18 protein-coding genes and 5 pseudogenes are annotated in these 18,737 nt (G+C 38.9%); 22 read left to right on the top strand and 1 reads right to left on the bottom strand.

The window, feature by feature from the left end; all coding sequences use genetic code 11:
• Positions 1 to 2: 2 nt before the first annotated feature.
• From ACWYN3_RS32520 to ACWYN3_RS32550, 7 genes and pseudogenes are all read left to right on the top strand, one after another.
• Positions 3 to 1,020 (top strand): annotated as a pseudogene (locus tag ACWYN3_RS32520) (asparaginase).
• Between the two features lie 5 nt (positions 1,021 to 1,025).
• Positions 1,026 to 2,441, top strand: coding sequence for an MBL fold metallo-hydrolase (locus ACWYN3_RS32525; protein WP_456217971.1), 1,416 nt, complete (start codon positions 1,026 to 1,028; stop codon positions 2,439 to 2,441).
• A 7-nt stretch (positions 2,442 to 2,448) separates the two neighbouring features.
• Positions 2,449 to 3,417 (top strand): YpdA family putative bacillithiol disulfide reductase, encoded by a 969-nt coding sequence (locus ACWYN3_RS32530; RefSeq protein ID WP_456217972.1) that lies wholly within the window; start codon positions 2,449 to 2,451, stop codon positions 3,415 to 3,417.
• A 77-nt stretch (positions 3,418 to 3,494) separates the two neighbouring features.
• Positions 3,495 to 4,466: pseudogene (locus ACWYN3_RS32535) on the top strand (polyprenyl synthetase family protein).
• A 233-nt stretch (positions 4,467 to 4,699) separates the two neighbouring features.
• Positions 4,700 to 5,266 (top strand): hypothetical protein, encoded by a 567-nt coding sequence (locus ACWYN3_RS32540; RefSeq protein ID WP_456217973.1) that lies wholly within the window; start codon positions 4,700 to 4,702, stop codon positions 5,264 to 5,266.
• Positions 5,254 to 6,152: pseudogene (locus ACWYN3_RS32545) on the top strand (M28 family metallopeptidase). Before ACWYN3_RS32540 ends, ACWYN3_RS32545 begins: the two are co-directional and overlap by 13 nt.
• A gap of 601 nt (positions 6,153 to 6,753) precedes the next feature.
• On the top strand, positions 6,754 to 6,936 hold the full coding sequence (locus ACWYN3_RS32550; RefSeq protein ID WP_456217974.1) for a hypothetical protein: 183 nt from the start codon (positions 6,754 to 6,756) through the stop codon (positions 6,934 to 6,936).
• Positions 6,937 to 7,133: 197 nt separating this feature from the next.
• Here ACWYN3_RS32550 and ACWYN3_RS32555 read toward each other — a convergent pair whose 3' ends face one another.
• Complete coding sequence (locus ACWYN3_RS32555) at positions 7,134 to 7,499, bottom strand: DUF6266 family protein (protein ID WP_456223238.1); 366 nt, start codon at positions 7,497 to 7,499, stop codon at positions 7,134 to 7,136.
• Between the two features lie 387 nt (positions 7,500 to 7,886).
• On the opposite strand from ACWYN3_RS32555, the gene ACWYN3_RS32560 reads away from it, so the two are divergent.
• The 15 genes and pseudogenes from ACWYN3_RS32560 to ACWYN3_RS32630 all read left to right on the top strand — a co-directional run bounded on the left by ACWYN3_RS32560 (position 7,887) and on the right by ACWYN3_RS32630 (position 18,736).
• Complete coding sequence (locus ACWYN3_RS32560; RefSeq protein ID WP_456217975.1) at positions 7,887 to 8,915, top strand: LacI family DNA-binding transcriptional regulator; 1,029 nt, start codon at positions 7,887 to 7,889, stop codon at positions 8,913 to 8,915.
• Between the two features lie 428 nt (positions 8,916 to 9,343).
• Positions 9,344 to 10,696, top strand: a complete 1,353-nt coding sequence (locus tag ACWYN3_RS32565; RefSeq protein ID WP_456217976.1) for a carboxypeptidase-like regulatory domain-containing protein — start codon at positions 9,344 to 9,346, stop codon at positions 10,694 to 10,696.
• A 53-nt stretch (positions 10,697 to 10,749) separates the two neighbouring features.
• Positions 10,750 to 11,847 (top strand): annotated as a pseudogene (locus ACWYN3_RS32570) (TonB-dependent receptor domain-containing protein); the annotation flags it as partial.
• 98 nt (positions 11,848 to 11,945) lie between these two features.
• Positions 11,946 to 12,242 (top strand): hypothetical protein, encoded by a 297-nt coding sequence (locus ACWYN3_RS32575; RefSeq protein WP_456217977.1) that lies wholly within the window; start codon positions 11,946 to 11,948, stop codon positions 12,240 to 12,242.
• A 123-nt stretch (positions 12,243 to 12,365) separates the two neighbouring features.
• Positions 12,366 to 13,949 carry a RagB/SusD family nutrient uptake outer membrane protein gene (locus ACWYN3_RS32580; RefSeq protein WP_456217978.1) on the top strand — a complete coding sequence of 528 codons (1,584 nt, stop codon included), beginning with the start codon at positions 12,366 to 12,368 and terminating at the stop codon, positions 13,947 to 13,949.
• A 19-nt stretch (positions 13,950 to 13,968) separates the two neighbouring features.
• Positions 13,969 to 14,721, top strand: coding sequence for a SusE domain-containing protein (locus ACWYN3_RS32585; RefSeq protein WP_456217979.1), 753 nt, complete (start codon positions 13,969 to 13,971; stop codon positions 14,719 to 14,721).
• Entirely contained in the window at positions 14,714 to 14,995 is a 282-nt protein-coding gene (locus tag ACWYN3_RS32590; RefSeq protein WP_456217980.1) for a hypothetical protein, read from the top strand. Before ACWYN3_RS32585 ends, ACWYN3_RS32590 begins: the two co-directional genes overlap by 8 nt.
• Positions 14,996 to 15,067: 72 nt before the next feature.
• Positions 15,068 to 15,718, top strand: coding sequence for a hypothetical protein (locus ACWYN3_RS32595; protein ID WP_456217981.1), 651 nt, complete (start codon positions 15,068 to 15,070; stop codon positions 15,716 to 15,718).
• Between the two features lie 124 nt (positions 15,719 to 15,842).
• Positions 15,843 to 16,265, top strand: coding sequence for a TIM-barrel domain-containing protein (locus tag ACWYN3_RS32600; RefSeq protein WP_456223239.1), 423 nt, complete (start codon positions 15,843 to 15,845; stop codon positions 16,263 to 16,265).
• Positions 16,238 to 17,043 (top strand): annotated as a pseudogene (locus tag ACWYN3_RS32605) (glycoside hydrolase family 31 protein); the annotation flags it as partial. The gene ACWYN3_RS32600 and the pseudogene ACWYN3_RS32605, both read left to right, overlap by 28 nt.
• A 63-nt stretch (positions 17,044 to 17,106) precedes the next feature.
• Positions 17,107 to 17,547 (top strand): DUF5110 domain-containing protein, encoded by a 441-nt coding sequence (locus tag ACWYN3_RS32610; RefSeq protein WP_456223240.1) that lies wholly within the window; start codon positions 17,107 to 17,109, stop codon positions 17,545 to 17,547.
• A gap of 14 nt (positions 17,548 to 17,561) precedes the next feature.
• Complete coding sequence (locus ACWYN3_RS32615) at positions 17,562 to 17,711, top strand: cyclomaltodextrinase N-terminal domain-containing protein (RefSeq protein ID WP_456217982.1); 150 nt, start codon at positions 17,562 to 17,564, stop codon at positions 17,709 to 17,711.
• Between the two features lie 11 nt (positions 17,712 to 17,722).
• On the top strand, positions 17,723 to 18,229 hold the full coding sequence (locus ACWYN3_RS32620) for an alpha-amylase family glycosyl hydrolase (protein WP_456217983.1): 507 nt from the start codon (positions 17,723 to 17,725) through the stop codon (positions 18,227 to 18,229).
• Positions 18,222 to 18,470: an alpha-amylase family glycosyl hydrolase gene (locus ACWYN3_RS32625; RefSeq protein WP_456217984.1), complete on the top strand. Its 249-nt coding sequence runs from the start codon at positions 18,222 to 18,224 to the stop codon at positions 18,468 to 18,470. Before ACWYN3_RS32620 ends, ACWYN3_RS32625 begins: the two co-directional genes overlap by 8 nt.
• Positions 18,458 to 18,736, top strand: a complete 279-nt coding sequence (locus ACWYN3_RS32630; RefSeq protein WP_456217985.1) for an alpha-amylase family glycosyl hydrolase — start codon at positions 18,458 to 18,460, stop codon at positions 18,734 to 18,736. The genes ACWYN3_RS32625 and ACWYN3_RS32630 overlap by 13 nt, the downstream gene beginning before the upstream one ends.
• Position 18,737 lies beyond the last annotated feature (1 nt).

An 18,737-nucleotide genomic window follows, 5' to 3' on the forward strand; every position in this document is an offset into this window, starting at 1 on the left:
ACATGACAAAAATTCTCATTATCTATACAGGTGGAACTATCGGTATGGTCAATAACCCACTGACGGGTTCATTAATTCCTTTTGATTTCGAGCAGATCCAGCAGAATGTACCTGAGCTGGCCCGGTTAAATTATCATCTTTCAGTTCATTTCTTTGACCCTATTCTGGACTCTTCAAACATGGACCCGGTCATCTGGGCAGAGCTGGCAAGGATTATTGAAGACACCTATAATGACTATGATGGATTTGTTGTCTTGCATGGTTCAGACACGATGGCCTACACAGCCTCAGCATTGAGTTTTATGCTGAAAAATTTGAGTAAGCCAGTTGTGCTTACCGGGTCACAATTGCCAATTGGCGAAATCAGAACAGATGCAAAAGAGAATTTAATCACTGCACTGGAAATCGTAGCCACTAAGAATAACGGGGTTGCGATGGTACCTGAAGTCTGTATTTATTTTGACTATCAATTATTCCGCGGTAACCGCTCTATTAAATATAACTCGGAAAAATTTGAAGCTTTCCAGTCTCCTAATTACCATATTCTGGCAGAAGCAGGTGTAAATCTTTCATTTTATAACAATTATATCAATGAGTTGCCAAAGGAATCTTTGAAGGTACAGTCAAATTTCAATGCAAACATTGGTGTTTTTGAAATTGTACCCTGGCATTACAGCGCAGGCGGTTCAGGCGATTACCAGATCGGCAGTTGATGCGATTGTACTGGAAACCTTCGGGTCAGGCAATACCACAACTGCTCAGTGGTTTATTGATAGTTTGCAGGCTGCTATAGATCAGGGTAAATTAATTGTTGACATTTCACAATGTCAGGGTGGCTCAGTTGAGCTGGGCAAATATGAAACCAGTAAAAAATTGCAGCAGATGGGTATTATCAGTGGTTTTGATATGACATTTGAGGCTACAGTAACCAAGCTAATGTATTTGATGGGTCAAAATCTCACAAATACTGAAATAGCTGTGCTAATGGAGCAATCTTTGCGCGGAGAGTTAACAGCATAAATGATATGAAGATAGAACAGATTTATACAGGCTGTCTAGCCGAAGCAGCTTATTATATTGAAAGCAATGGAGAGGCGGCAATTATCGATCCTTTACGGGAGGTTCAGCCTTATCTTAAAAAGGCTAAACTGGCAGGTGCTAAAATTAAATATATTTTTGAGACACATTTTCATGCTGATTTTGTGTCAGGACATGTTGACCTTGCCCAGCATTCGGGTGCAAAGATTATATATGGCCCTACTGCACAAACAACTTTTGATTCTTATATCGCAACCGACGGCGAAACCTTTAAAATCGGTGAACTGACGATTACGACTTTACATACTCCGGGGCATACCCCCGAATCGACTACCTATCTGCTGAGTGATAAAGATGGTAAGCCTTATTGCATTTTTACAGGTGACACCTTATTTATCGGTGACGTTGGCAGACCAGACCTGGTACAAAAAGGCGCGCAATCAGCAGAAGAAATGGCAGGCACGCTTTATGACTCTTTGCATTCAAAAATACTTCCTTTACCTGATGATATCCTGGTTTATCCGGCGCATGGTGCAGGCTCTGCCTGTGGTAAACATATGAGTAAAGAGACATTTGATACGCTGGGTCATCAGAAGGAAGTGAACTATGCACTTAAAACCGCTGGCCGGGAAGATTTTATCAGACAAGTAACGGAAGGTACTTTACCTCCGCCACAATATTTCGCTAAAAATGCGGCAATCAATAAAAACGGTTATGAAAGCTTTGCCCAGGTTAAAGAGAAGGGATTAATCCCAATGCAGCCAGAGGAGTTTGAAGCAACAGTAAACCATGTTGGTGCACTGATCCTGGATACCAGAGATCCGCAGGAATTTGCAAAATCTTTTATTCCTTCCTCTATTAATATAGGTCTGAACGGACAGTTTGCTCCCTGGGTTGGCGCGTTGATTACTGACCTGAAACAGCCTTTATTATTAATTGTGGAAGAAGGCAAGGCCGAAGAAGCGATTACCCGTTTAGCAAGAGTTGGTTACGATCAGACTATCGGTTACCTGGAAGGCGGCATAGCTGGGTGGATAGCTGCTGGTAAGGATGTAGATACTGTTGATTCCGTTTCTGTTGCCGATTTTGAAGATGTTGTTCATACTAATCCGAATTTGAAAATACTGGATGTACGTAAGCCCGGAGAATATGAAGCGGGACATTTGGAATCTACATTAACCCGTCCGCTGGATTATATCAATGACTGGACAAATGAGATAAACCCTCAGGAAACCTATTATATTCATTGTGCTGGTGGTTACAGATCTATGATTGCCGCTTCTATTTTAAAAGCAAGAGGTGTAGATAAGGTAATCGATATCAAGGGAGGTTATGCTGCGATTCGTTCCACAAGTTTGAAACGTACAGATAGCTCTTCATCAGTAAAAGAAATTAAATCCTGATTTGTTAATGGAAGAATATGATGTTCTGATTATCGGCGCAGGCCCAATCGGTATGGCCTGTGGGATAGAAGCTAAAAAAGCAGGACTTAAGTATGTGATTGTAGAAAAGGGGGCACTGGTTAACAGTTTGTACAATTACCCTGTATTTATGACTTTTTTCTCCACTTCTCAGAAACTGGAGATTGGAGAAGTTCCATTTGTGAGTATCAGCCCTAAGCCAAACAGGAATGAAGCCGTGGAATATTATCGCCGGGTGGCAGAGAAATTTGATTTGCAAATCAATCTTTTTGAAAAGGTAGAGGAAGTAAATAAAATAGGAGCAGCGCAATTTGAGGTTAGAACTTCCAAAAGGACTTATAAAACTAAAAATGTGATTATATCCACAGGGTTTTATGATGTACCATTGTTGATGGATATTCCAGGAGAAAATCTGCCTAAAGTTGCACATTATTATAAAGATCCACATTTATATGCTTTTCAGAATGTAGTGGTTATTGGTGCAAATAATTCTGCTATCGATGCCGCATTGGAAACTTATCGTAAAGGGGCAAAGGTTACTTTGGTGATCCGTAATTCAGAGATTGGTTCCTATGTGAAATACTGGGTACGTCCGGATATAGAAAACAGAATTAAAGAAGGCGAAATCAAAGCTTATTTTAATGCAGAGGTATTAGCTATTGCAGAAGATAGTGTCACTATCAAAACTGAAGATGAAACTTTTGCACTGGAAAATGATTTTGTAATTGCTATGACTGGTTATAAACCTGATTTTGGAATGCTGAGAAAACTGGGTGTACAGCTTGAAGGTGAATCGTCTGCCCCTGCTTATAATCCTGAAACGATGGAAACAAATCTTCCAGGCTTATATCTTGCTGGTGTGGTTTGTGGTGGCATGGACACGCATAAATGGTTTATTGAGAACTCCAGGGTCCACGCAGAACAGATCTTTAAACACATTGCTGTTAAGCATTCATAGTAATAATTCAATTTTAAAATTTCATTCAAGCAGAATTAACTGAATTTAGTTAAGTTTGCACATATTTTCAAACCTGAATGCCGGGAATAAATCAGATTAAGAAACCCATAGCCGCAGATATAGCAGTCTTTGAAGAAAAATTCAAAGCTTCAATGCATAGTGACGCCCCATTACTGGATCGGATCACACACTATATCGTTAAGAGAAAGGGTAAACAAATCAGACCTATGTTTGTATTTTTGCCGCTAAACTTTGCGGGGGGATTATTGAATCTACACACCGTGGAGCTGCCCTGGTTGAGTTATTGCATACTGCCACCCTTGTCCATGATGATGTTGTGGATAATGCGTATGAACGCAGAGGATTCTTTTCTATCAATGCTTTATGGAAAAATAAGATTGCTGTACTGGTAGGCGATTATTTGCTGGCCAAAGGTCTTTTGCTTTCTGTAAACAATAATGAGTTCCGTCTTTTACAAATCGTCTCTGAAGCTGTCAAGCAGATGAGCGAAGGTGAATTATTACAGATTGAAAAGGTGCGCAGAATGGATATCAGTGAAGAACTTTATTTTGATGTTATTCGTCAGAAGACTGCTTCACTAATTGCTTCATGCTGTGCCTGTGGTGCTGCATCGGCTGGTGCTGACGATGAGACCATTGAAAAAATGCGGTTATTCGGTGAAAAGGTTGGTATTGCCTTCCAGATTAAGGATGATACTTTTGATTTTGGTACCGATGATGTGGGGTAAACCACTGGGAATAGATATTAAGGAAAAGAAAGTTACCCTTCCATTAATCTATGCGTTGAACCGTGCAGATAAGGCAGAAAAGAAGAAAATGATTAGCCTTGTTAAGAATCATAACGATGAGCCTGCTAAAATTCAGCAGATCATTGATTTTGTGAATAGCAAAGATGGTGTTCATTATGCGACTGAAAAAATGGCTCAGTATCAGCAGGAAGCATTTGATATCTTATATACTTTTGAAGAAAGTGAAGCCAGAACGGGTCTTGAACAGTTAGTCCGTTATACTACAGAACGTAAAAAGTAACAATTCCTATACACTATATTTTTGTCCCTGTATATTTTAATTAAAAGCTTATTTTAGAGCCTGTTTAAAATTCATCTGATAATTTATTTATGCTTCTTTTAGCTGCAACTTCGTCCTGTTCATTTCAGGTAGGAAGGCTACCAGAAACAAATAGGACTTGTTTCGCTTAAAAATAAGCTGTAAATAATTTTATCATCTAAATTTAAGCAGACTTTTAATCGAAATATATTTCCATGAAGATTCTTTTCTCTCTCTTTCTTGCCGGGCTGGCAGTTTCTGCGCATGCCCAGGATAATTTCAGCAAAGCTTTTAATCAGATCAATACTGATGTACAGGAGCATTCAAAGGCTTATGTTACCTTGAAATCTGCTACAGAAACTATTGGGCACCGTTTAACGGGTTCTGCCAATGGGGCTAAGGCTGAGGAATATGCTTTTAACTTATTTAAATCTTACGGTTATAATGTCCGTTATCAGCCTTTCGAAGTGGAAAGCTGGAGCAGGATCACCAATGAAACTAAAATTGGTGATGCGGCGGCTAGTTTGAAGGTGACACCTTCGGTGGCACTGGCGCATTCGCCGGTTAAGTCATCTGTGTCGGCAGAATTGGTGGATTTGGGTAATGGCCTGGAGAATGATTATGTGAAGGATGGGGGTAAGGTTAAGGGCAAAATAGCTTTGGTTTATCTGGGTGTGTATTACCGGGATCGCCGGCTGAAACTCCTTCTCTTCACCGTTCTGAGAAGACAGCAATTGCGATTAAACATGGTGCTGTCGGAATTATCATTATCAATGGGGTAAAGGGTGGTGTATTGCTGACAGGTACGGCTTCTGTGACGGGTAAACTGATTACTATACCTGCGGTTTGTATCGGATTAGAGAGTGGGATGGAAATTAAAGAACAGTTGAAGTCAAAGGCGCAGTTTGCGAGCCTGAATATGACGAATTTCTCCGGGATGATCAAAGCGAGAAATGTGATCGCTACGTTAAAGGGGGATTCACTTCCGGAGGAGAAGATATTGGTTGGCGGACATTTGGACAGCTGGGATCTGGCAACGGGTGCAATAGATAATGGTATCGGCTCTTTCGCTGTGATGGATATGGCAAGGTCTTTTAAGGTGTTGAAACTAAAAACGAAGCGTACGGTTGAGTTTATCCTTTTTATGGGTGAGGAACAGGGGTTATTAGGTCTAAAGCTTATATCGCTCAGGCGGAGAAGAAACATGAACTGGGTAAGGTGAAGTTCATGCTGAATTATGATATGACGAATGATCCTAAAGGGTTTGCCACGAGCAGGGTGGAAATGAAGGATGCGTTTACGAACTGGGGAAGTCAGATTGCTAAAATTGATACTGGATTTAAGAACGTGTTTGTCGCTGGGGCCTGGTTACATAGTGACCACCAGCCTTTTATGCTGGAAGGAATTCCTACTGGTGGTGGAGCAGGCGGACAACTGCCTAATCATTCAGGTCAGTTCTATCATTCTGATGGAGATAGTTTTAAACTGGTGGATGAACAGGGGTTGAAAAATACAGTGAGGTACAGTGCAATGTTAACATATGGGCTGGCTAATATGAAGGTTATCCCGGTTGGGAAGCAAGAAGAGGGGAAATTGAAAGCGTTCTTGATAGAGAACAAGCTGGAAGAACCGCTGAGAATTGCCGGGGAGTGGCGCTGGGGAAACTAAGTTTCTCCTATAAAAAACATGTATACCATGTTCGGTCGGCATTATTTTTCCTGAAGAAAAAAAAAAAAAAACGCTATGCCCTCACATTGGTATACATGTTTTTTATACGATATCCTGTAGCAGGGTGGATGGGAAGAATGGCCAGGATAGTTATGGATGTTTGCAGGATGGCAGGGTACAACAACTATGTACTTATATTTTCCTGACTAAAGCTGCAATAATTCTATTTTGTTCGGTGCATTCTTACTGAAATTTTGTTTCAATAGTATTGGTAGCCCCGTCTGGAATTATACTGACGGGTAATCTCGTAAAAGATTGGCTACTGTTTTTTCTTTATTCTTTTGTAAAAAAAAAAAAAATAAACTTTTAATAGGGAAATATGAAATAATCGTAAGATGAAATTAATATATTTAGGATTAATCAACTAATCCTACCCCCCTATGAAAAAAATAATGATTAATGCAATGATTGCTGGCTGTATGCTGGGGTCATTGACCCTCCAGCCGGTAATGCAGCAGCAGCAGTAACAGGTGCAATTGTAAAAGCCAAAAGCACAAGCATCAATTATGGCAAAGTAAAGCAAGGGAGATATATTGTCTCTTTGTATGGAGATAGTGCTCAGAATTTTACCAGTGCAGAAGTATATGACACAATCAGTGGTACCTGGTTAAACGTAACATCTATTACAGGAAAGATTTATCCTGATGGTAAGGCAAGTGCAGTGATCCGCTATGACAATGGCACCAAGACCCTGTATGTGGTGAATCAATTGTTTATTGAGTAATAAAAATAAGCCCGGCAAATAGCCGGGCCTATTTTTATTAAGCATCTCTTTGCTCTAAGATTACCAATCATTTTTTGATCCTGTTAACAGGATCAAATGTAGTAGCAATGAGAAATCACAAGTTATGATCATTTAGTTAATAAATCTTCCGCAATAGACACTTTTGGATACATGATCGCTCATTATGTCTTTAAAGGCTATAAATACCTCATAAGTCCTGCCTTTAGTATAAAAGGGGGGTTGAGGCGGAAAGTATCTTTTAATTCGTCTCTGCGCGCTCCACTATAGTTGGCATGTACATTCCCGAAAGTTTTATCGTATAACAGGATAATGGCGCGGTCGTTTGGTGACCCTATACCAGTTTGATCTTCATCCCATACGAAATTAAAGGTGTCTTCGGATAGTGTGACCATCACGTTTTCGGGTTTAACCAGTTCTCCGTTTGCAATCAATATGGTTTCCCAGTTGATCCCCTGCTGCGGAAATTCCCCTTTAATGGCATTTTTCATATTGAAGGACTTAGCAGCATTGTTGGCAGAGATATCCTGATTTGTGGCTATTATATCTGTTTTTTGGTATTACCAATATGGTTAAAAGAATAAGAATAAGTGTTGTTTTAAATTTATTTTAGAAAAGTAATTTACAAAAAGTTCACTATTTATTCAGCAGGAATCAAATGAGCTCTGTAGTTGCTGTGTAAGAACTGTGAATGATATCTGAACAAGCTGTTTTACTGACTGACCTTATTGTCAGGTATTTAGGATCTTCTCGTTTCGATCGTTTTTTAGGGGTTTTTCGAGCTGATTTGGGGTTGCTATGTGGTTATGCAATGGACTGGGTTACTGCATTCTAAAAAAAGGAGGCTGATTGAGGGGAACTAATTATAAATTAGGACAGGTTACTGATTTTCGGTTATATTTACCCTGTAAAAAATAATTGCAGAGGCGTAGATGCGTAATATCAATATAAAAGAACTGGCGAAAGCGCTTAATTTATCGACTTCAACTGTTTCCAGGGCTTTTCGGGATAATAGTGATATTAGCAAAGAAACCAAGGATAAGATATTGGCTGCGGCAAAAGAGCTGAACTATCAGCCCAATCATTATGCAAGTAACTTAAGGGAGCAACGTAGTAAAACTATTGCAGTTATTGTTCCCGAACTAGCCAATAATTTCTTTTCACAAGTTATTCATGGGATTGAGGGCGTTGCCAGGGCTAAGGGCTATCATATATTGATCTATTCTACGGATGATGATTATGAGAAGGAAGTTTCTTTCATCAGACACTTACACAATGGACGCGCTGATGGGATTATTATGTCGGTATCGGGCGAAGCCAATGATCATAATTATCTGAATGAACTGAATCAAAAAAGACTACCGCTGGTTTTCTTTGACAGGGTATATGAAGACATTATTACGCCAAGGGTAATTACCAATGATTATGATAGTAGCTTTTCTGCTGTTCAGCATCTGATCAAGCAGGGATGTAAGCGGATTGCTTGTTTAGTTATCAATAAGAATCTATCAATCGGTAAAACAAGGATGCAGGGTTACCTGGATGCACTGGCAAAATATAACATTCCTTTTGATGACCGTATGATTGTGGATTGCACCAATAGTTATAAGCGAAATAATGTGATTCTGAAGGATATGTTGAAACGCCTCAAACCTGATGGCGTATTTACTTCTGTAGAGCGTCTGGCTTTTGCTACTTATTATGCTTGCAATGATCTGGATGTGACTATTCCAGAACAGGTAAAGGTAGTAGGCTTCTCAAGTCTGCAAATTGCACCACTGCTCAATCCATCCTTAACTACAGTTACCCAACCATCTACGGAGATTGGGGTAGAGGCAGCTTTGCTTTTGTTCAAAATGCTGGAGCAACCGGAGACAGTCAATATCAACGAAAAAATTGTACTCGAATCTAAGTTAGTGAAGCGGAATTCTACGGCTTCAGGGGCATTAAAAAAACGTTAAATTTCTGTTACTAAATCGAGGGTTTTTGAGCAGAATATTTTGAGATTCTCCGAAAATACGCAGAATTTCAGTTTTTTTTTCTGTCGGCATTGTTAATAAGGCTTCTCAAGTTCGGGAACGTTCCCGGTATCGTTCCCGTAAAAGTCACTTAAAAATACTTAGTGTAAATAAAACACCTTAATAAGGTTTAAATTCCGATTAACTTATTGATTTACAGGTATATGATTGTGTGTTTTTAAGCTTTTTTGTTTTTGTGAAAATTGACTTAGAATATATTAAGGTGTTTTGACTGTTTTGAGATATTAAATATTGTGTTAAAAAATTATTTGATATAAAATTTTGAAATATGATCCTCAAATGTAAATTTACGATGTGTGTGATACACAGTCTAGATTATCCAAATATATAACCAAAAAAAGTTATTAAATATGAAAGTATTTTACGTGATGAGGTATTGTCTGCTAATGGTTTTGACCATCACAGCACTGGCCGTACAAGCACAAACCGGTTCAATCACTGGTAAAATTATTGATGAAACCGGTATAGGCCTTCCGGGAGCTTCGGTACTGGTTAAAGGTCAGGGCAGAAGCGCGAGTACAGATGCTGGTGGTAATTTCAGGATTGTTGGTGTCGCCAATGGGCCAGTCACCTTGACAGCAAGCTATATTGGCTACAGTTCTATTGATCTTAATGTAACTGTAAAGGGAAATATGGTGGCTAACTTTTCTTTGAAGCCCGACGCACAAAACTTAAATGAAGTTGTCGTGATTGGTTATGGTTCTGTACAGAAAAAAGATTTGACGGGATCAGTTACCACAGTAAGTTCAAAAGACTTTCAGGCTGGTAATATCACATCACCTGAACAATTGATTGCTGGTAAAGTAGCGGGGGTTTCGATTGTATCCAATGGTGGAGCACCGGGTGCAGGAAGTACGATCCGTGTACGTGGTGGTGCCTCTTTAAACGCAAGTAGTGATCCTTTGATTGTGGTTGATGGTGTCCCTTTTGGTACAAACCTTACTATTGGTGCCACAAATCCTAGTGTGATAGCAGGAGTTGCCAGCCCCTTAAGTTTAATTAATCCGAATGATATTGAGACTTTCACTGTCTTGAAGGATGCAAACGCAACCGCGATATATGGTTCTAGAGCCTCTAACGGAGTTATTCTGATTACGACTAAAAAAGGAAAATCAGGTGAGCCGGTTATCAATTTCAGTACAGTGAATTCTTATGCTACCGTTGCTAAAAAGGTCTCTGTATTAACAGGTGATCAGGTTCGTGCTTATGTCAATGCAAATGGAAATGATGCGCAGAAAGCCTTACTAGGTACTGCGAATACAGACTGGCAGGATGTAATTTATAACAATGCCTTCAGTACAGATAATAACATGAGTATTGCAGGAAGTTTTAAGAATGTTCCTTACCGGGTTTCTGGTGGCTACTTAGATCAAAGGGGGCTAATGGTTACAGATCGTATGACCAGAGCTACTGGTGGAATAACACTTAATCCAACTTTCTTTGATAACCATTTGAAAGTTGATTTGAGCTTAAAGGGTTCATTAAGTGAATCACATTTTGCGAATAATAAAGATAGAGACGCAATAATTGCGGCCATACAATTTGACCCGACTCAGCCTGTTCATGCAAATAACCAATATGGTGGATATTATGAATGGGTAGGATCTACAGGGCAGTTGAATCCAAATGCACCGAAAAATCCGCTGGGACTTATTGAAGAGAAACAGGATAATGGTAAGGCGGCCGAAGTTTTGGTAACTTAAGACTTGACTATTCTTTCCATTTTTTACCTGAATTACATTTTAATGTAAATGGTGGTTACGATGTGTCTAAAGGATATGGAACAACAATTGTTCCCGCTTATGCAGCACAAGAAGCTTCAACTTCTGGAAAAGCTTCACAATATGAAGCTGTTCAGCATAATAAGGTAGCAGAAGCTTTCTTTAGCTATAACAAAGATCTGAAAAGCATCAGAAGTAATATTAATGCAACTGCTGGTTATGGTTTCTATGAGAATTCAACCACAACTTATAATTTCAATAGTTATAATGCTCTGGGCAATTTACAAAGCACCCCGGTATTTCCTTTTGATACACAACAAAATAGACTGTTGTCTTATTACGGTCGTTTGGTATATACTTTTGCTGATAAATATATTCTTTCCGGAACGATGCGTTCTGATGGATCATCCAAGTTTAGTGAAACAGGCAGATGGGGTTATTTTCCATCAGCGGGGTTTACATGGAAAGCCATTAATGAATCTTTCTTAAAAGACAGTAAAGTGTTTTCTGATTTGAAAATGCGTTTAAGTTATGGTGTTACAGGTCAGCAGGATGGTATTGGTAATTATACTTACCTGCCTAATTATTATACCAGTGTAAATGAGTCGCAGTATCAGATTGGTGGCACGTTTTATCACATGTATACACCTATTGCTTATGATAAAAACTTGAAATGGGAAACTTCTACAACCTATAACGCAGGTATTGATTACGGTTTCTTTCAAGGAAGAGTATATGGTAGTATAGATGCCTATTACAAGAAAACTAAAGATCTATTAAGTCTGGTGCCGATTGCTGTAGGAACTAATTTTAGCAATCAGTTATTAACCAATGTGGGTAACATGGAAAATAAAGGTATTGAAGTAAGTATCAATGTTGGTATCATTAAATCTGCTGATGTGAACTGGGATATGGGCTTTAACTTTACTTACAACCAAAATAAAGTAACGAATTTATCCCTAAACCCAAGTCCTGATTTCAAAATAGGAACTGCTGACGGTAACATTGCCGGTGCAACGGCTACCACTCTGAAATGGAATTCACCTAATTATGCTCCCGGATCTTTTTTTATGTATATAAACAGGTTTATAATGCTCAGGGTGCACCAATTGAAGGAGTATATGCAGACCTGAATAATGACGGTGTTGTTAATGATCAGGACAGATATTTCTACAAAAATCCTGCGCCTAAGTATATTCTGGGTTTCACTACATCATTTAACTACAAAAAATTGACACTGAGTACAGTATTACGTGCAAACATTGGTAACTACATTTATGACAACGTTTCTTCCAATTTTGGTGTAAACAGAAATCTTCTGAGCCCAAGCGGATTGATCAACAACGCGAGTACTACATTTTACGACACTAACTTTTCTAATAACCAGTACCTGAGTGATTATTATATACACAATGCTTCCTTCCTGAAAATGGATAATGCTGGTCTTGCTTATAATTTTGGTCGTTTATATCGCCAAACTCAAAAGCGAACCTTCGTATCACTGCAAACGTTCAGAATGTCTTTGTGATTTCTAAATACAAAGGAGTTGATCCGGAAAGTAGTACTGGTATAGATTATAACCTATATCCAAGACCAAGAACATATAGTTTAGGTCTTAATCTAGGATTTTAATAATATAAACTTAAGAGAGATGAAAAATCTATTTAAAATATTTACGGCAACAGCCATTTTAATGGCAGCCTTCTCGTCTTGTAAGAAAGACCTGAACTTAAAGCCAACTAACGATATTACTTCAGATGTCGCTTATTCTACTCCGGCAGGTTATAAACAAGTGCTGGCTAAAATATATGGAAGTTTTGCAACCACAGGTGGTGGTGGCTCAGGTAACAGTGACCTGGGTGGCATTGATGCAGGAGCTTCTGATTTTATTCGTTTATACTGGAATGCGCAGGAACTAACCTCTGATGAAGGACTGTGTGTTTGGAATGACCCTGGAGTCTTTGATTTAAACTATCAGACTTATACTTCGGAGAATGTGATTCTGCGCGGTTTATATACCAGAAGTTTGTATCAGATCACGGTAGTCAATGAATTTCTCCGTGAAAGTACCCCTGAGAAATTAGCTTCACGTAATATCACAGGAGCCGATGCTACAAATATTACAGCCTACAGAGCAGAAGCAAGATTCCTCCGTGCTTATCAGTATTGGGTGCTGATGGATTTATTTGGTAATCCTCCATTTATTACAGAGGCCAATGAAATCGGTGTAGTTGCTCCTCAACAAATTAAACGTGCAGATTTATTCAAATATGTAGAAAGTGAATTGTTAGCTATAGATCCTTTATTACCAGCAACCAGTGACTACGGCAGAGTAACAAAAGGAGCAGACTGGATGTTGTTATCACGTCTGTATCTGAATGCATCGGTTTATAATGGTACTGCCAGAAATACAGAAGCAATTACCTATGCTAGTAAAGTAATTGGTGCTGGTTATAGCTTACAATCGGCTTATAAAAACTTATTCCTTTCCGATAATGATAAGAATAATAATGAAGTAATCTTATCTATTAATTATGATGGAAATCTGACCCAGAATTATGGCGGTACGACCTTCCTGATCAATGCGTCTATCAATGGAGATATGAGTCCGGCTAAATTTGGTATTCCTGCTGGTGGCTGGGGTGGTATCCGTACCCGTTCAACTTTACCTGCCATGTTTGGGATTACGGGTGGTTTTACTTCTAACCCGGATTCAAGAGCCATGTTCTATGGTGACAAAGCAGCTAATGATGATGTAGCAGTATTCACTGATGGTTTACGTGCAATAAAGTTTAGGAATGTTGATCGGAACAATGTTGCTGCTCCTTCTAATAATGGAACTTTTTGCTCTACAGATTTCCCCTTGTTCCGTTTACCAGAGGCTTATTTGAATTATGCTGAGGCTGTTTTGCGTGGCGGTGGCGGTGGTTCAACAAGCCAGGCAGTTACTTATGTCAATCTTTTGCGTCAGCGTGCTTATGGTAATGAAACTGGAAATGTAAATTCATTAACCTTAGACAATATCTTAACAGAAAGAGCAAAAGAATTCTTCTGGGAAGGATACAGACGTACAGATTTAGTCCGTTTTGGCAAATTTACTGATGGATCATATTTGTGGCCTTTTAAAGGTGGTGTTAAAGCTGGCCGTGGTGTAGAAGCAACCCGCAGTATTTTCCCATTGCCATCTGCCGATGTAATTGCCAATCCAAACTTAACTCAGAATCCAGGTTATTAATCAAAAATCTATTATAGAGATGAAATCATTATATATAAAAGCTATGACCTATAGCCTTTTCCTGCTATTATTTGTGTCATGTAAAAAGGATGAAACCAGGATTGTAGCAGGTAGCGGTACAGCGCCGGGTTTAACATCTACGCAAACAACCCTGGTACTGGATAGTGCAAGTGCAGCAAAAACGGCCGTTACCTTCAATTGGACAGCTTCTTCATTTGGTTATAGTGCTGGATTGTCCTATGCCTTGCAAATGGATGTTGCGGGAAATAATTTTAAAGCGCCTAAAGAGGTGGCAATGAATACGCTATTAACTAAGACTTTTACGGTTGCTGAGATTAATAGTTTAGTAAATCAGCTGAAGCTTACTCCGGCGGTGGCTGGTAAAGTTGAAGTGAGAATTAAAGCTAGTGTTAGTGATAAGTATACACCTGCTTATTCCAATGTCTTGCCAATTACAATAACCCCTTATCAGATTATTATTATCTACCCTTCATTATATGTTCCTGGCTCTTATCAGAATTGGCTACCAGACAAACCTACTGCGGCGAGAATTTCTTCTATAGCAGATAATGGTGCTTATGAAGGATATATTAATTTTCCTGACGCAACTACAGATTATAAATTAACCTCGGCTCCTGACTGGGCTCATGTAAATTATGGGACTTCAGCACCAGGTACACTGAATGCAGGTGGGGGTGACAATTTACATACAGCTGGTGCTGGATATTACGATCAAAGCAGATATCAAAGCGCTTACTTATTCAGTGACTAAGACAGTATGGGCAATAATTGGTGATGCAACTAGTGCCAGTGATGCAGCGATGACTTATGACACCACTAATCACGTATGGACTGTTACCAAAGCTTTATCTGCTGGTTCATTCAAATTCAGAGCGAATGGTACTGATGCGATCAGTTACGGGGATAAAGACGGTGTACCTGATCCTAAGGGTAGCAATATTGCAATTGCAGCTGCTGGAACTTATAAAATTACCTTAAATCTGAATAATCCAGGTAATTACACTTACAGTGTAGTTAAACAATAAAATACTGAAATGCCCTGAAGATAATTCAGGGCATTTCCTTCGTTACTCCCCATACTAATTTTTCCGATCCATATGAGAAAACTGACTACGATCCCTAACCTACTGCTGCTTTTAACTTTCCCTGTTGCTGCCTTTGCACAAAGCAATCCGGTACGGAATACAGGAAATATTACCTCGGTGAATATTGCCGGACAAAAGGTAGAATTTACTACAGCAAATGCATATGGTGAGTTAACAGTTTACAGTCCGTCTATCATCAGGGTCCGGTTAGATCAAAAGAATCTTGGCAAAGATTTCTCTTATGCAGTTATTGCTAAACCAGTTAAAACCAATGTTTCCATTACCCAAAATGCGCAGGAGATTACGGTAACGACCGATTCTCTTAAAGCAAAAATCACTAAAAAGCCTTATAGTATTGCTTTTTACACTTTAGACGGGCAGGTGATCAGTCAGGACGAAAAGGGACTGACTACATCGTGGGTAGCTAATGAAGTAACGACTTACAAAAAAATGCAGGAGGGGGAACGTTTTGTTGGCCTTGGAGAGAAAACAGGTAACCTTGACCGTAAAGGGAGCGGTTATACCAACTGGAATTTTGATGCCTATGGGTATTCAACCGGACAAGATCCGATTTATTCCACTATTCCTTTTTACATGGGGATACATCATGGGTTAAACTACGGTATCTTTCTTTCTGGACAATACTTTTCAGAGCGATTTTAACTTTGGTGCGAGTAACAACAGATTTTCATCTTTTGGTGCACAAGACGGAGAAATGAACTACTATTTCATTTATCATAAACGCCTGGCGGATATTATTACTTCTTATACAGCCTTAACAGGACGCATGAACCTGCCTCCTCTATGGAGTTTAGGCTATCAGCAAAACAGATATACTTATTACCCTGAGACGGAAGTTTTGCGTATTGCGCAAACGCTGAGGGAAAAGAAGATTCCCGCAGATGGAATCACACTGGATATCCATTATATGGATCAGTATAAATTATTCACCTGGGACAAATCACGTTTCCCAAATCCGCTGGCTATGAATAAAAAGCTGGCAGATATGGGTTTTACCACAACGGTTATCGTAGATCCGGGAATTAAAGTAGAAAAAGGTTATCAGGCTTACGAAAGCGGTCTGAAAGAAAATATATTTATCAAATACCCTGACAGTACAAAAATTATTCAGGACAGGTTTGGCCGGGATGGTGCAATTTCCCTGATTTTACAAGTGAAAAAGGAAGATCATGGTGGAGAAATGAAGTGAAGTTCTTCGCGAATACGGGGGTTTCAGGTATCTGGAATGATATGAACGAAATCGCTACATGGGGTAATAAAATGCCAAATAATGTCTTGTTCAACTATGATGGAGCTATTGCAAGTCATAAACAGGCACATAATGTTTATGGTTTACAAATGGCTCGTTCCAGTTATGAAGGGGCTAAAGAATCGATGGGTAACAAACGTCCGTTTATTTTAACTCGTGCGGGTTATGCTGGCTTACAGCGCTACACTGCAATCTGGACTGGAGATAATCGTCCTGAAGAAGATCATATGTTATTAGGTGTGCGTTTGATTAATAGTTTGGGTTTAAGCGGTGTGCCTTTTGCCGGAATGGATATTGGTGGATTTATTGGTACACCGAGTAATTCTCTGTTTGCAAGATGGGTTCAGATCGGTGCATTAATCCTTATTTCCGTAATCATGCTGCCGTGAATACACAATCTTCTGAACCATGGACACATGGGGAAGAAGTATTAGAAGTTTCCAGAAATTACATCAATCTCCGTTACAAACTGATGCCATATCTGTATTCTACTTTCTTTGAAGCTACGCAGAGCGGATTACCAGTGATGAGAACGCTTGCGATAGACTATACCTTCGATGCAAAAGTATTTGATACGCAATTTCAGAACCAATACTTATTTGGTAAAGCATTTATGGTACTGCCATTTGAAAGCACTAAAGAATTTGGAAATGCTTATTTCCCTAAAGGATTATGGTACGATTTGTATACGGATGAAACACAAACTGGCGGAACAGAAAAGATCCTTCGTTTGTCTAAAAACAAACTTCCTGTATATGTGAAAGAAAGCAGTATTGTACCGATGCAATCATTGGTTCAATCGACTCAGGAAAAACCAACTGATACTTTGGTTCTTCATATCTATAAAGGAACATTGAATAATTCTTTCGTGTATTATGAGGATGATGGTCAGACCTTTAATTATGAAAAGGGTGATTTTTATAAACGTAAAATCAGCTATGATCCTGCAAAGCGGAATATTATATTTGAAAAGGCAGAAGGTTCATTTAAATCGAAATTCAATCAGATTCAATTGGTTTTTCATGGTTTCAATGATGCAGATAAAATAAATAGTACAACAGCTCAATTAAATAATGGTCAAAAAATCAAAGAGTCTTTAAATTCATTCCTTACACCAATTTCCCATTTCGATCCTCAGGGAACTGCGAACCCGGTAGAAGGAGCTAAGGTTAAGAGTTTAACCCTTAACAATGCTTCTGCTCAGTTTGTGATTACCTATTAAAAAAAAAAAATAAAATGAAGAAACTATTAATTGTACTATTTGTTCTGATTACTGCAAATGCGTGGGCACAGCCAAAGCTGGATCATGTAGAGCCGATGTTCTGGTGGGCAGGAATGAAAAATCCAAAACTTCAGTTATTGGTGCATGTCATGGTCAGCATATAGGTGCATATACCGTGCAACTGGATTATCCAGGCGTAAAACTGATTGAGGTTCACAAAGTGGAGAATCCTAATTACCTGTTCATTGATCTGGAAATTACTACGGACGCTAAAGCTGGTAAATTCCCAATCTCTTTTATGGATAAGGGAAAAAAAATATTGGAGTATGGTTATGAATTAAAAAACAGAGATCATTCTACGGCTAGAATTCAGGGAGTAACTGATAAAGATTTTATCTATCTGCTGATGCCTGATCGTTTCTCGAATGGTGATAAATCAAATGATATCGTCAAAAAGTTCACAGAGAATAAATTGAACCGTGATTCTATGTATTACCGTCATGGCGGAGATATTCAGGGGGTGATTAATCATCTGGATTATCTGAAAGATTTAGGGGTAACTACGATCTGGATGACACCAGAAATAGAAAACAATATGCCTTTAGCTTCTTATCATGGCTATGCAGTAACAGATCATTATCAAATTGATGCACGCACGTTATGGAACAAACGTATTGTATAAAACCTATGTAGACAAAGTACATGCTAAGGGGTTAAAAGTTATCAAAGATATTGTACATAATCATATTGGTACCGGACATTGGATTTTTAAAGATATGCCAATGAAAGACTGGGTGAACCAATGGCCTGTTTATACACAGACAAGCTATCGTGATGAACCAGTAATGGATCCGCATAGGTCGGAAGCAGATGTAAAAAAAAACAACTGGATGGCTGGTTTGTACCAAGTATGCCCGATCTGAATGAAAGAAATCCTTATGTGCAAAATTATCTGACTCAAAATCATATCTGGTGGATTGAATATGCTGGAATTGACGGATTGAGATTAGATACTTATGCTTATAATGATCCTGAATATATGGCAGACTGGGCTTCAAAACTTAAAGCTGAATTCCCGGCTTTATCTATTTTCGGTGAGACTTTGGTTAATTCTGTGCCTGCACAAGCTTACTTTACTCAAGGAAATACGGTAAAAGGGGTTTTTTTGATACACATTTACCCGGTGTAAC

It is taken from the genome of Pedobacter sp. NJ-S-72 (assembly GCF_053890575.1).